Consider the following 15,165-nt stretch of genomic DNA (forward strand, 5'->3'; position numbering starts at 1 on the left):
TTGGGTAATATTGGGATATAATATGGATAAAGACCTTGTTTTTTGTAATCCAAATCAAGAAGGATTCAAAATTTTAAAGAGATGTAATTCAAAAAAATATTTTAAAAGAATTTCATTAAATTTACTTTGTAAAACATCCATAAGTTTTGCCTCTGAATGTGCTGTTTTACAGACAGTTTAGAGTTCGGTTAATCAGCTTTAGAACACAGTATAAGGCGTTGATTGTTAGTTGTTTGTAAATACATCTTTCTTCCAGTCATCCCGACATACAAAAGCCGAACATATGTTCGGCTTTTTTTTGTTTTATCCTCCCATCTTTTCAATCAAAAGCAATCCAAGAGATTTGAAACACTTGTGGTACTTCGCAATACTCTTATTGATCCTTGGTTTTCTAATTTAAGGAGAAGTCACACTGTAGTGTTATGGTGAAACAGGAGCATATGGTTTTTTTGACTATCTTATTGAGGTATTTTCAGGCATTTTAAACACTGACCGTTATAGGAAAATTACAATCCATCCAGTTGGCTTGGGCCGCAGGATGCTGAGCATTACGCTAATTTTCAATAAGCAGACTTCCCCCTTCAAAGAAACCTCGGTCGAATCCATGGGTTCGCTTCTGGTTTTTTGACTCTTCTAAAAAATCGGTCTATAGGTAGACAAAAATGAATGATTTTTTTAGTCATATCGATGCATAGTAATTCAATAAAAGATATCTGTTGCTATACTAATTTGACCTCTATGAAGAAGTATATTGTTTTCCCCATACTGTTTTTTTTGACCTCCATGGTTATGGCTCAAAATCATAAGGCAGACTCAATTACCAAAAATATTATCCAAGGCAGCAAATATTTGAATATATCTTTTTCGCTGGATCAACGAAAGGCCGAAAATGAAAACCAATTGTTGCGGGATGTGGTCAATCAAGATAAATTAAACTATGATGTAACCCTATCGAGCGGTTATGCCATCAAAGAAAATTTTACCTTGGGTCTGGGTTTAAGTTATGGGCGACAAAGGGAGGACATTGTGTTCCTCAATGAGGAAAATCAGGAAATCACCAATAAAAGTTTAGGACAGGATTTCTCCATTATACCCAATATGCGAAAGTATATTCCCCTTGGAAATGGGACCTTCCAGATTTTTGTGCAAACAGACCTTCGCTTCACGTATGGGGAATCCCTGCAAAGGAATTTTTTGGTCAATGAAGTCGAGAAAATAGAAACCGATTTTTTTGAATTGCGTTTTGGTGTACAGCCAGGTGCAATCATTTTTTTCGATAAAAATTTTGCGTTTGAAACCTCTGTAGGTTTGGTGGGCTTGTCCTCAAAATGGAGCAGCAAAACCGTTAATGGCGATGTTGACAATCAAACAAAAATAACCGAGAACAACATAAACCTGGATTTGAACCTATTATCCCTTCAATTAGGAGTGGCCTATTATTTTTAAATGAGCAATGTCCAAAACGGAAAACTATGAGAAACGTATTCTTCACCATGGGCTGTACTTTTTTAATGGTACTATGCTTGGGCTGTATTAAGGAGGATAAATTTGGTCTCTCTGATTATAAAGAGATCAAATCCTTTGAAATTACAGGTCAGGCAGCAACTACAACCATCAATGCCGAAGAACGCACCATATCCATTCCCTTTAATGAGGGAGAGGATGTTTCCGCCAAAGCTCCTTCCAGAATAGAGATTTCAAATATGGCCACCATTTCACCCGCTGCAGGTGAGGCTCAAGACTTTGGTAATCCAGTTATATATACCGTTACTGCAGAGAATGGCTCCCAAGCCACTTGGACTGTTTCGGCCGTTGTGGCTGAGTCCCAACCTCAAATTTCCAATAGCAATTTTGATGTGTGGTACGATGCCGGGGGATACCAACAGCCCGGTGCTTCGTCCGATGATACTGTCTGGGACACCCCTAACAAAGGCATAGCCATTGTTGGAGACCCAAATACCACCCCGGAAGATCTTGGCAACGGGGATTATGCGGCAAAAATGGTAAGTGTCAGTGCTCCTATCTTGGTTCGTATGGCAGCAGGGGCCTTGTACACAGGTTCTTTTACCGATGGTTTGTTGAACCCAGCCGACCCTGCATCAAATGTAAATTTGGGGATTGTATTTACGGCCCGTCCAGATGCTTTTAGTGTGGATTATAGATATCTTCCCGGGGAAGAATATCTCGATGCCGATGGAAACCCCTTGGAGGGTGAAGATCATATGGATATCTATCTATTGCTCGAAAAAAGGGAGGGCGATCAAGTCGCTAGAATTGGAACAGCATGGTACCGAAGTGATGCCACCGTTGAAGATTGGACAAACTTGCAGGTGCATATCAAGTACGGACAATTGAATGCATCCGACCCTGAGTTTGAATATGCAAATATTAAAGCGGGAGAAACATGGGCATCCCCAGATGAAACCCCAACACATATAACCGTGGTGTTCACCTCGAGTGCTTTGGGCGACTTTTTTACAGGAGCCATTGGCAGCGAGCTTTGGATCAATAATTTTGAGCTGATCTATTGAATTGGTATATACCTTATTAAAAGCCCCGCTTAAAACTGAATTCAAATGAAAAAAATCAGGGGATAATCGGGGATGGTATATTTTTTTTCTTTAAATTGAAGTACCGAATCTTCTTACAAATATGAGATTGCACACGCTTTTGCTACAACAATTGCATTTCTTCCCCCACACGCAATCCATAGCGTGGTTTTTTATGGCATAGGTGAGGTTGAGTATAGGACGGTTGGCTTCTAAAAACCAAGAGCATCTTTTTAGAAAATGAATAATGATGTTGGTCCGGTTACAAATGCCAAGAAAAACATATATGAACACAAAAACTGTTTTTTTGACACTATGTATTATGGGGGCCAGTATGGCTTGTTCCCAAGATTTGGATGCACAACAGGATGAAACAGCCAACGAAAAAGGAGAATTCAACGTAGTGCCCTATTTTAGCTATAACTCTACTTTGGGTGCCGGTTTTGGAGCGGTTTCCCTATACTCTTTCCATGTCAATAAAGAAGATGAGATTTCACCAAAGTCAACGGTGGGAGTGGCGGGCATTTATACGACCAACAACACCCTGGCTGCCTTGGGGTTTGGGAGTTTTTATTTGGATGAGGATAAGTGGCGGGTCATGTTTGGAGCTGGTTACAATGAATACAACTTTCAAACCTATTTTGATGCGCAAGACTACAGGGGCTCATTTGTAAATTACGACACCAAATCGTTCTTGGCAGCAATCCTTGTTCGACGAAAAATCATCCGGAAACTATATTTTGGATTGGGTTACATTTTTCAGGACTCCAAAACGGAATTTGAGAACAATGTACAACCCGAAATCACTACCACCCTCAACACCCTCAATTTTGAGTTGTTCCGGGATGTACGCGATGATGTTAACTATCCCAGACAGGGCAGCCTGGCCGTATTGCAATGGAGAAACACGCCAGAATGGTTGGGCAACAACGAAACCATCAACGTACTTTTTGCCAATTACAACCAATACATAGGAGTTCAAGGCAATCGGGATGTTTTGGCATTTCGGTTTCATCTCAAAGCAGGCTTGGGTGAACTTAACTTTCAACAACAACCCGTTTTGGGAGGGATTGACCTTAGAGGGTATTCGCAAGGAAAATATAGGGGCGATGGCATTATGGATATCCAGGGCGAGTACCGCTGGAATTTTGAAAACAAATTGCGATTGAGTGCCGTGGGCTTTGCAGGAGTAGGAACACTGTATGGGTCGGATACGGAAGATTTTAACTGGAAGGCCTATCCAAGTGTAGGTGCCGGTATCCGATGGACAGCCCTTACCAGCAACCATTTTAACGTAGGGATAGATGCTGGGTTTGGTAAGGACGACTGGGGCATCTATTTCCGATTTAATGAAGCATTTTAATACATCAAGTAATAATGAACCTTTTGTAAACTAAATTCTTGTAAGATGAAACAAATTATTCTAGCTTTTGTGGCACTTCTTTCGGTTGGAGTTGCCGTGGCCCAAAGCGCGGACAGACCGAATATCTTGGTAATCATGGTTGACGATGTTGCGCCAAATTCGCTTGGAGCATACACTATGGGAATGCAGTATCCAACACCCAATATTGACCGAATCGCTAAAGAAGGTGCCCTGTTTACTGACCATTATTCACAGCCCAGTTGTACGGCGGGTCGGGCAGCATTTATCACGGGGCAGAAACCCGTAAGAACAGGATTGACCACTGTTGGGCAACCGGGTAATCCGCTTGGTTTAAAAAAGGAAGACCCCACTTTGGCCGAATTGCTAAAACCATTAGGGTACATGACAGGTCAATTTGGGAAAAACCACTTGGGTGATCGCAATGAACATTTACCTACAGTGCATGGTTTTGATGAATTTTTTGGAAACCTCTATCATTTGAATGTTTCCGAAGAGGAAGAACAGGCCGATTACCCTAAAAGCGAAGAGTTTTATGCCAAATATGGCCCTCGGGGTATTATAAAATCCTATGCATCAGATACCTATGATTCCACCGAGGACCCACGATTTGGCGTCATTGGAAAACAAAAAGTGACCGATGTAGGTAAGCTTACCTCCAAACGTATGGAAACCTTTGATGAGGAGTTAGTGGCCTTGTCAAAAGACTTTATGAAACGTGCCAAAGATGCCAATAAACCGTTCTTTATTTGGCACGCCACAAGTCGTATGCATGTGTACACCCACTTAAAGGAAGAATCCAGAAACTTGGCTACGCCCATCAGTACCGATATGGATCTTTTTGGTTCGGGTTTAATGGAACACGATCAGCATGTAGGCGAGCTGTTGGATTATCTCGAAGAATTAGGTGTTGATGAAAATACCATTGTTATTTATACTACTGATAACGGACCTGAGCAAAGCACCTTCCCTCATGCCGGGGTTACTATGTTCAGGGGTGAAAAAATGACCACCTGGGAAGGAGGGGTTCGTTCCCCGTTTTTGGTAAGATGGCCCAAAGAGATTCCTGCAGGATTGATACGAAATGGGATATCGGCCCACGAAGATGTGTTTCCCACCCTAATGGCGGCCGTTGGAAACAATAAAATCAAAGATGAACTTAAAAAAGGCAAGAAGATTGGCGACATGACCTATAAGGTCTACATTGATGGATTTGACAATCTGAATTATTGGACCGGAAAATCAGATACATCTGCCCGCAATTATTTCTTCTACTATTACGAATCTGGCTTAACGGCCATGCGCGTAGGGCCATGGAAAATGCACTTTGCAACCAAGGAGCGCTATTTTGATGATATGGTTTCCCACACTATGCCACAATTGTTCAACTTGCGCAAAGACCCTTTTGAAAAATACGACGACATTACCGGGTTTCATTTGATTATGGAAAAGTCGTGGGTAATGCAACCTGCTATTGGTTTGTTGAATGAGCACCTATTGACCTTTAAAGATTATCCCCCACGCCAAGCAGCGGCTTCTTTGGACATCAATAAGGCCATTGAGGCCATATTGCAATCAGACACAAGAAAGTAAACACTATAAATTCTATAAACTTTAATTTAAATGGTATGAAAAAGTTGATTTTAGCTTTTACGGCACTTCTTTCGGTTGGAGTTGCCCTGGCCCAAAGTAAAGACAGGCCCAATATTCTAATTATTTTTCCAGACGATGTAGGTTGGAGTAACGTAAGTGCCTATGGTCATGGTGTAATGGGGTATACTACGCCCAATATAGACCGTATTGCTGAACAGGGGGTTATGTTTACCGAACACTATGCACAACCCAGTTGTACCGCAGGACGGGCCGCTTTGATTACGGGCCAATATCCTATTAGAAGTGGAATGACAACGGTTGGTAGACCAGGAGGCCCTCTAGGTTTAAAGAAAGAATCTCCCACGCTGGCCGAGGTGCTTAAGGAACAAGGGTATGCCACGGGTCAGTTTGGCAAGAACCATTTGGGAGACCTTAACTCACATCTTCCTACGGTACATGGTTTCGATGAATTTTTTGGCAACCTATACCATTTAAATACACAGGAAGAGTACCAACAAAAAGATTATCCACAAGATCCAGAATTCTTTAAAAAGTACGGCACCCGTGGTGTTTTGCACACCTATGCAACTAATACGGAGGATACAACGGTAGATCCACGGTTTGGTAAAGTGGGGAAACAACGCATAGAGGATACAGGTCAACTTTCCAAGGAGCGAATGGAAACCGTAGATGAAGAGTTTATGGCCGCTTCCCTTGATTTTATTAAAAGGGCGCAAGACGATGATAAGCCATACTTTGTATGGTTCAACCCCAGTAGAATGCACATGTATACGCATTTAAAACCGGAACATCGTTATTTAGCACAGCCTTATACCACAGAGCACGACTTTTATGGCAGTGGAATGATGGAACATGATATGATGATAGGTGAACTGTTGGATAAATTGGAAAAAATGGGGGCTTTGGAAAATACCATTGTTATCTATTCTACGGATAACGGTCCTGAGCACAGTGCCCGTCTGCATGGTGGCACCACACCATTTAGAGGTGAAAAAATGACCACTTACGAAGGTGGCGTTCGTGTACCTATGTTGGTCATGTGGAAAGACCATATTCCAGCTGGTAGAACACTTACTGGTATTCAATCCCACATGGATATTTTTACTACGCTGGCGGCGGCAGCGGGAGTACCTAATGTGGCTGATAAAATGTTGAAAGAAAGAAACCAGCCTATTGACGGAGTTAACAATTTAGACTATTGGTTGGGCAAAAGTGAAAAGAGTAATCGTAATAATTTTATTTATTATTACGAATCTACCGTGAAGGCTATTAGAATTAATCAATGGAAAGTACACTTTGAAACAAGTGAAAACTATTACGCACCCTATGAAAAACAGAAGTTTCCAATCATGTACAACATCCATTTTGACCCATATGAAAGTTTTGATAATCTAACGGATCGTTCGGATATAGTACAGAAAAAACAATTCTTAAATGAACCGATGCAGGAAATATTGGGAGAACACATTCAATCCCTTCAAGACTGTCCTCCGGTTCAAAAGGCGGCGACGTTTGACTTTTCAGAACTTGTAAAACAATTGCAGGCTGGCAAGCAATAATTGAGATTTAAAAAGGCAGACAATTGAACTGTCTGCCGTTTTTAACAAAAACTATAAAGTCATGAAAAGAAAAGGGATACTCATAGCTTATCTCAGCACATTTTTGCTGCTGTTTTCTTGTAAGGATTCAACAAAGAAAAGTGGTTCACAAAACGCCAAAGCCGAACCTTATCAACTTAGGCAAACGCTGTATTATGGGGGCAATATCATCACTATGGAAGGGGATCAACCCCAATATGCCGAAGCCGTAGTGCAGCGTGAAGGCAAGATTGTTTTTGTGGGCTCAAAAGAAGAGGCCTTCAACCAATTTAAAGAAAAGGCAGACGAGGTTGATTTACAGGGCAAAACCATGGTTCCGGCTTTTGTGGATGGCCACGGTCATTTTTACAATACAGGATTTGCCTCCATTGTCGCCAACCTTTTGCCGCCACCAGACGGGCCTTGCGGAAGCATTCAAGAAGTTGTGGATGCTACCAACAAATGGAAGGAAACCGAAGATGGAAAATTTGTTTTGAATAAATTCGGTTGGATTATCGGACACGGTTATGATGATTCCCAACTAACCGAAAAAGACCATCCGAAAGCCACCGACCTCGACAAAATAAGCGAGGATATTCCAGTACTGTTGATCCACCAATCCGAACATTTGGGAGTGATGAATTCAAAAGCACTGGAACTTTCAGGTTACACCAAGGATGCCAAAGACCCTGAAGGCGGGCATTTACGGAGAAATCCAGACGGAAGTCCAAACGGTGTTTTGGAAGAAAAAGCCATGTACAATATTTTGTTTCCATTGCTTGGTAAGGCCGATGAAGAGTTTGCTATGAAATGTATTGAAAAATCGCAGGAACAATACGCCCAAAATGGTTATTTAACGATTCAGGACGGACGAACCACTGCGGCCCAATCTAAAATCCTGAACAAGGCGGCCACCAAAGGGAAATTTTATTTGGATATTATTTCGTATCCCGATATTGATGAGCAAGGCTTCACAATGGATGAAGAATATTACAATAAAAACCAGTATAAAAACCATTACCGTGTAGGTGGTGTAAAATTGACTTTAGACGGTTCGCCCCAAGGAAAAACGGCTTGGCTAACGCAGTGCTATCATGTAAACCCGGTAGGTAAGGATGGCTGCTACAAAGGCTTTCCCATCATGAATGATGAAAAGGCAAAACAATATGTCGACCAAGCCTTTCAAAACCAATGGCAAATCATTTGTCATACCAATGGCGATGCGGCCATAGATCAGTATTTGATGGCCATTGCAGATGCAGAGGAAAAATATGGTTATCCAGACCATAGAACCACCATTATTCACGGACAGACGTTGCGCAAAGACCAAATTCCGATGGTAAAAGAGCTTGATGTGTATTGTTCACTTTTTCCGACCCATACCTTTTATTGGGGCGATTGGCATAGAGAATCCGTTTTAGGTGAACCGCGTGCCGACTATATTTCGCCTTGTAGGGATGTGATCGATGCCGGTATCAACCTTACTTCTCATCACGATGCACCTGTAATTTTCCCAAACTCGATGCGGGTTTATGATGCCACGGTAAATAGAGTAACCCGTACTGGTTATGTATTGGGCCCAGATCAAAGGGTAACACCTTACGAAGGACTTAAAACTTTGACGATTTGGGGAGCAAAACAAAACTTTGAAGAAAACACAAAGGGAAGCATTTCCGAAGGAAAATTGGCCGATTTAGTGATTTTGGATAAAAACCCATTGAAGATAGACCCAATGGACATTCACAATATACAAGTGTTGGAATCTATTAAAGAGGGGAAGACAGTTTATTCAAAAGAAAAAAAATGATGCATGAAGTATAACGTGCAGCTTATGGTGTTGCTATGTTTTGCGCTTTCAATACTATCGGCGCAGGACATAACACAACGTAACTATTTGTTGGGAAATTGGAATGGTTTAAGGGATAGCTTGGAAGCCAAAGGTCTGTATATTCAGCCGCGGGTAACTGTTTTTAACCAGAATTTTGTTTCCGGTGAAGGTTCCAACAAAAGCGTTTTCAACGGAAAGACACAGTTGGATGTTAAATTCAATGGAAAAACACTGGGCCTAAACCGTTGGACATTGGTTACCAAAGCCGAATATAATTTTGGGAACGCCCTTGATGGGTCAGGGCAGGTATTGATTCCCAAAAATACAGCAATCACATTTCCAGGCTTTGAAAGTGGTGAGCGGTTCGATATAAGTAATGTGTATTTGGTATACGGCTGGAAACCCGGTAACCAAGTTGTTTTTGGTAAAATCAACATGGTGGATATGGCTGCAGGAACCAAATTTAGTGGAGGTGCAGGTCTTGATGCATTTTGGAATTTAGGTTTTGCAGCACCTGTTTCGGGGATTACCCCGCCGTATTTGTTCGGTGCTATCGCTTCTGTTGGCAACGAAAAATTAAGATGGACGTTTATGGCGTACGACCCAGTGAGTGTGGTGGGTAAAACAGGCTTTGAATCCCCTTTTGACGAAGGTATTGTGCTGTCAGCCTCACCATCGCTCAATGTGAAAATTGGGAAACTAATGGGTTCACACTCGTTACGTTTTGTTTACAGCACTCAAGATGGAACCAATTTGTATGCACTAGGTGATATAAGCTCGCCCGTAACCATTCCGATCAGCGATAAAAAACATCGATTTTATGGAAGTTATGCCATTAGTCAGCCCATAATGAAACTAAATGAAGACCCATCGAGAAGTTGGGGATTCTTTGGGCAAATTGCATTTTCGGACGGCAACCCCAATCCGGTCGATTTTAGCTTTTTCGCAGGTGTTGGAGGCAACAGTTTTATTAGAAACCGTTCACAAGATAAATGGGGAATTGCCCTTTACAACTATTCATTAAGTACTATTGTTGATGATATAGCAGACTCAATGGGCATGCCATTGCGGAATGAGATGGGACTTGAGGTTTTTTATCAGTATTGGGCAACAAATTGGTTTTCACTAGGTGCCGATTTGCAAATTACCGATCCCATTATTAAAAATAATGCGACTGCAACATTTTTAGGATTGAGGTCGTCGATTAAACTGTAAAGAATGATAGGTATGGTCAGCACAAAGTATGTAATGGCATTGTTTTGTATGATTTTGGTAATGCCGTCATGCAAAAACAAGCATGAAGAAGCCCAATCAAAGGAACCTGTTGAAAACCCACTACCTTCTTTTAACGATGTACAATCAAAAACCGACATCATCAATTTTGTAACATTAGTGACCGATTCTTCCGGTACGCAGTACGTAAGACCTGAAGACCGGATTGTTTGTTTTGATAACGACGGTACACTCTGGGCAGAGCAGCCCTTGCCATCGCAATTGTATTTTGTGTTTGATAAGGTAAAGGAATTATCGCAAACCAATTCAAAATACAAAACCGAAAGTCCCTATAAGGAAGTGGTTGAAAACGATGTGGAAGGATTAATGAAAGTCGATAAAACCAAATTGATAAGCATGATCGGTGAAATCGATTCGCTCTATCACGAAAATTACAGTGAAACCGTCAACAAATGGCTCGGTACCGCAAAACACCCTGTATTAAAGCGGACATATACCAAGACGGTCTACCAGCCTATGTTGGAATTGTTGGACTATCTGCGCGCCAATAACTTTACCATTTATATTGTTTCGGGAGGTGGTGCCAAGTTTATGCGTGCATGGCAACCCCAAATTTATGGTATTGAAGAAAATCATATTATTGGGTCAACCTTCAAAACAGAAACGGTTCAACTTGAGGATTCCATAGCGGTTGTACCCACGTCTACATTTGACTTTTACGATGACCATCTGGGAAAAGTCATCAATATTGAAAAAATAATTGGCAAGAAACCCATTATGGTTGTGGGAAATTCTGATGGGGATTTGGAAATGATGGAATACGCTTCTACCAATAATCCGCATCCAACTTTTATGCTGTACCTAAACCACACGGACGGCAAGCGTGAATTTTTATACGATGAAAAAACTCCGGCTGGTCGTTTGGAAGAGGGAATGGAAATCTCGAGAAAGCAAGGTTGGACCCTAATTGATATGAAGCAGGATTGGAATAGGGTCTTTGTTGATTAATGAGATATGGGAAAATGAAAAAAGGGATGATAAAATTTTTACGCTACGTTTGCTTTTTACTACTTGCTTTTTCTGGGCTAAAAATCCATGCCCAGTCCGATACCATTGTGCTCAAAAATCAGGACAAACTTGTTGGTGAAATAAAGCGCATGTCCAAAGGTGTGCTGACCATGGAAACCGATTATAGCGATTCCGATTTTGAAATTACATGGTTGGAAGTACTCTCAATGTCTAGCGAGCAGACCTATTTTGTAACCCTGACCAAAGGGTATCGGTTTGAAAGTAAAATCAGGGCCGAACAAAATGAACATGGTGTGATCTATTTAAAAAGGGTGGATACCTCTTGGGTAAAAGTTCCCGTTCAGGACGTGGTGGAGTTCAAGGCGGTGAAATCCAACTTTATAAGCCGGATTTCCACGAGTATTTCGTTGGGCTACAATTTTACCAAAAGCAATAATTTAAGCCAGTTTGTTGTAAACGGCACTTTAAGTTATGTAGGCTTTAAATGGGAAGCGGATGCCACTTACAATTCAGTGGTAAGCAAACAAGAGGATGTGTCGGGAACCAAACGTATTGATGCTGGATTGAACTTCAGGTATTTTTTGGAAAGGGATTGGTTTTTGGATTCCAATGCATCTTTTCTCTCGAACAATCAAATAGACTTGGATTTACGTACCAACCTACGTGCTGGGGTCGGTAAATACCTAGTGCACAACAATAGCCTATATCTAGGGCTGGGAGGTGGACTGGCCTGGAACAACGAACAGTATTTGACCGCTCAGGGTGCCGACAAAAACTCGTTTGAATCGTATGTGGGGTTGGAATTTAATATGTTCGACATGGGTGATTTGGATTTTTTTACCCGAATGCTTCTATATCCCAGCTTAACTGAAAGTGGGCGACTAAGAAGCGACATAACTGCCAATTTAAAATATGATTTGCCCTTGGATTTATTTATAAAAATTGGATTTACATACAATTATGATAATCAACCCGCAGAAGGATTTTTAAAAGACGATTATGTATTCAATACCACCTTTGGTTGGGAATTTAATTAAAAACAGGGCTGTGAACAGAACCAAAAAAACTAGAAAACCTATTCAATTAACGTAACTTAAGCAAGGGAAAGGTTACTTCGGCATTCAATACCGATAACACGATAGTCCTTTCCTTCATGTTTTAATGGAATAAAGAACCTACCCAAATGAAGATTACTACGTACAAAGTTCCAAGCTTGCTATTTTTTGCACTATTGCTCACCATGTGCAAATCGGAAAAAAAGAAGGCCGGGCCAGAACTTGTTTCGGCAAACCACTATTGCTATGTTCCTTCAGATTCCCTTATGGGAAAACAATATCTGGACGGCAAAGCCCTGGCAAACATTGGAAATATTCACCCAGATGAAAACAGATTGACGAACACTTCCGGAATGGTGCTCATAAAAGGAGGCATATTTGATATGGGGGGCGATATGCCCTCAAACCCAGAAGGCATGCCAGCCACAGCATTGCCACAGCCCGATGAATTTCCCAAACACTCCGTTCAAGTTTCTGATTTTTATATGGACGAACATGAGGTAACCGTTCGCGAGTTTTTGGAATTTGTTGAGGCAACAGGATACAAGACTGTGGCCGAGTATGATGTGGATTGGGAAGAATTAAAAAAGCAAGTCCCCCCTGGAACACCCAAACCAGATGATGAAATGCTAAAAGCGGGTGCTTTGGTGTTCCATTATGTGCCCAAGGGTACGCCAAAGGACAATTTGGCCAACTGGTGGTCATTTCAAACAGGGGTAAATTGGAAGAATCCTGATGGTGGCAATCCAGCATTGGATGCCATTTTAGATATGCCCGTTACCCAAGTGTCGTGGTACGATGCCATGGCCTATGCCAAATGGGCCAATAAACGCTTGCCCACCGAGGCAGAATACGAATATGCCATGCGGGGCGGTAGCAATAACACCATGTATCCCTGGGGCAATGAAATAGTGCACGATACTGATCTGAGAGGGAATTTTTTACAAGGGGATTTTCCTTACGAAAATACAGTGGAAGATGGTTTTAAAGCATTGGCGCCCATAAAATCATTCCCCCCCAATGCCTATGGTTTATATGATATTTCCGGGAATGTGTGGGAATGGACTTTGGATTGGTATGGCGCCGATTATTATCAAACTTTGAAAGATAAAGGGCAAACCGTCTTGAACCCAAATGGCCCGGAAAGGACCAATGAGGTCTTTAACCAACAGGCCACCAATAAAGTGGTTCGGGGAGGGTCATTTTTATGCAATGATGGGTGGTGTTCCGGGTTCAGGAATTCCAGAAGAATGCGTTTAAGCCCAGATTCCGGTATGCAACATGTCGGCTTTAGATGTGTTAGGGAAGTGAGATGATGGAACTGCACATCCTTATGAGGGTGCAGTAGAAAAGAAATAGGGGTAAAGCCTTAATTTTCAATACTATTTGATGCACATAAATAGTGTTTTTTACCGAAAAATATGCTAAATTGAAGACAGTATGATACTCAATTAGTACGTTTCTGGAGACCAGAGTTCGCCTGCTTTAATTAAAACTAAAATATCATGAAATCAACCTCATTACAATGTTCGACAATACTATTGTTGACTGCTTTTTTGTTTACAGGATGCGCTAGTACAATAAATTTAAAAGGCTCTTGGAGCGAAGATGCCTTACAAAGTAAATTGGAAGAGGGCAACAACCTGATTCTTGTAAAGGTCAACGATAGAAATGCCCGATATGTCTTGGAAGAACAGTTTAAGGTTAGACTTGCCGAAAAAGGGATTCAATCCGAAACAGCCTCAATTAAATTTCCACCCTTAGATCCCAACAAAAAAACAACCGAAGATCAGGTCAGTGAAACTGCCCAAATGTTTAAGAGTGAGAACATTGATCTTGTGGTATTGACCACATTAAAGGAAATTGACCAAACTGTACACACCCAAACCAGTGGAGGGTATTATGCGGGCGGAGGGTATTATGCACCACCTTACCGAAGATTTTCAAGGTATTACTACAGTTATTACGATCCAGGGGTGTATGTACCCTTGAGCAGTACTACATCAGTTTCAAAAAATTATCATTTGGAGACCGTCGTCTTTGATCTAAACGGTAATGAAAATGAACAATTACTATCGGTAACGTCGGTAGAGGTAAAAGACCCCGGAAATATAGAAAAGGTTGCTGCAAAGTATGCCCAATCTGTGGTGGATAGGATATTAGGCAGTGAATAAGCAAGAAGCTATGAAGGCAAAGGTATTTCTTCTGTTTGCATTTTGTGTCCTTTTCGGCTATGGACAAAATATGAACCATGTTAGTGCAGATATATTCCTTCCCGTTTTTGGTACTGCACAATTCCAATATGAGCGTGGTTTTAACAAAAATATGACTGCTAGCCTTTCCATGGGAGGAAAATTCTCCTCTGGAATCTTTAGGGTTGAAGGTATAGATGGGAACCGTATTATGACGGACGACTTCAACTTTAAAGGGTTTAAGTTAATTCCTGAATTCCGATGGTATGTGCAGAAAACCAGCACACCATACTATGGATTTTATGTAGGGGCCTATGCCAAATTTCAACGAACCAAGGATGAAATTAAAGGCATTTACATCGCTGAGGACGAAACTCAACATGAGTTGCAAATAGATGCCAAGATAAGAACCTTTGGATACGGCCTTCAAGTGGGCTATAAATTAGAGGTGTACAAATCCTTCTTTGTCGATTTCATCATTTTTGGTCCGGGATTGACCTTCAACACTTTTGAACTAAAGGAGAAAGTACCAGTTCCTGAAGCCTTTTATGATGACCTTTCCGAAGCTTTGTCCAACTATGGGATTTTTGAACAATGGGGAGCGGATTTCGAAATCAATCCCAATGGAGAAACAGAAAGAATTGCCTTACCGGCATTGCGATACGGTATCAAAGTTGGGTATTCTTTCTAATAGCATAGATCAATCA

The 15,165-nt window shown here is 41.4% G+C and carries 12 protein-coding genes; all 12 read left to right on the plus strand.

Annotated features, from left to right (window positions below; genetic code table 11):
- Nucleotides 1–738: 738 nt before the first annotated feature.
- Nucleotides 739–1,446, plus strand: coding sequence for a hypothetical protein (locus tag J0X14_RS08170; RefSeq protein ID WP_207097264.1), 708 nt, complete (start codon nucleotides 739–741; stop codon nucleotides 1,444–1,446).
- Nucleotides 1,447–1,472: 26 nt separating this feature from the next.
- Nucleotides 1,473–2,531 carry a PCMD domain-containing protein gene (locus J0X14_RS08175; RefSeq protein ID WP_207097265.1) on the plus strand — a complete coding sequence of 353 codons (1,059 nt, stop codon included), beginning with the start codon at nucleotides 1,473–1,475 and terminating at the stop codon, nucleotides 2,529–2,531.
- A 304-nt stretch (nucleotides 2,532–2,835) separates the two neighbouring features.
- Nucleotides 2,836–3,912, plus strand: coding sequence for a BamA/TamA family outer membrane protein (locus J0X14_RS08180; RefSeq protein ID WP_207097266.1), 1,077 nt, complete (start codon nucleotides 2,836–2,838; stop codon nucleotides 3,910–3,912).
- 45 nt (nucleotides 3,913–3,957) lie between these two features.
- Nucleotides 3,958–5,523: an arylsulfatase gene (locus J0X14_RS08185; protein WP_207097267.1), complete on the plus strand. Its 1,566-nt coding sequence runs from the start codon at nucleotides 3,958–3,960 to the stop codon at nucleotides 5,521–5,523.
- A 35-nt stretch (nucleotides 5,524–5,558) separates the two neighbouring features.
- Complete coding sequence (locus J0X14_RS08190) at nucleotides 5,559–7,103, plus strand: arylsulfatase (protein WP_207097268.1); 1,545 nt, start codon at nucleotides 5,559–5,561, stop codon at nucleotides 7,101–7,103.
- A 61-nt stretch (nucleotides 7,104–7,164) separates the two neighbouring features.
- Nucleotides 7,165–8,928 (plus strand): amidohydrolase, encoded by a 1,764-nt coding sequence (locus J0X14_RS08195; protein ID WP_207097269.1) that lies wholly within the window; start codon nucleotides 7,165–7,167, stop codon nucleotides 8,926–8,928.
- Between the two features lie 3 nt (nucleotides 8,929–8,931).
- Complete coding sequence (locus J0X14_RS08200; protein WP_207097270.1) at nucleotides 8,932–10,164, plus strand: carbohydrate porin; 1,233 nt, start codon at nucleotides 8,932–8,934, stop codon at nucleotides 10,162–10,164.
- Nucleotides 10,165–10,176: 12 nt separating this feature from the next.
- Nucleotides 10,177–11,190, plus strand: a complete 1,014-nt coding sequence (locus J0X14_RS08205) for an HAD family hydrolase (RefSeq protein ID WP_207097271.1) — start codon at nucleotides 10,177–10,179, stop codon at nucleotides 11,188–11,190.
- Nucleotides 11,191–11,216: 26 nt separating this feature from the next.
- Nucleotides 11,217–12,248, plus strand: a complete 1,032-nt coding sequence (locus tag J0X14_RS08210) for a DUF481 domain-containing protein (protein WP_207097272.1) — start codon at nucleotides 11,217–11,219, stop codon at nucleotides 12,246–12,248.
- Between the two features lie 146 nt (nucleotides 12,249–12,394).
- Complete coding sequence (locus tag J0X14_RS08215; RefSeq protein ID WP_207097273.1) at nucleotides 12,395–13,582, plus strand: formylglycine-generating enzyme family protein; 1,188 nt, start codon at nucleotides 12,395–12,397, stop codon at nucleotides 13,580–13,582.
- Between the two features lie 189 nt (nucleotides 13,583–13,771).
- On the plus strand, nucleotides 13,772–14,440 hold the full coding sequence (locus J0X14_RS08220) for a hypothetical protein (protein WP_207097274.1): 669 nt from the start codon (nucleotides 13,772–13,774) through the stop codon (nucleotides 14,438–14,440).
- A 70-nt stretch (nucleotides 14,441–14,510) separates the two neighbouring features.
- The gene (locus J0X14_RS08225) at nucleotides 14,511–15,149 is read left to right on the plus strand and encodes a hypothetical protein (RefSeq protein ID WP_242527953.1); all 639 of its coding nucleotides are present in this window, start codon (nucleotides 14,511–14,513) and stop codon (nucleotides 15,147–15,149) included.
- Nucleotides 15,150–15,165 lie beyond the last annotated feature (16 nt).

The organism is Allomuricauda sp. CAU 1633 (genome assembly GCF_017313225.1).
In the GTDB taxonomy this organism is placed as follows: domain Bacteria; phylum Bacteroidota; class Bacteroidia; order Flavobacteriales; family Flavobacteriaceae; genus Flagellimonas.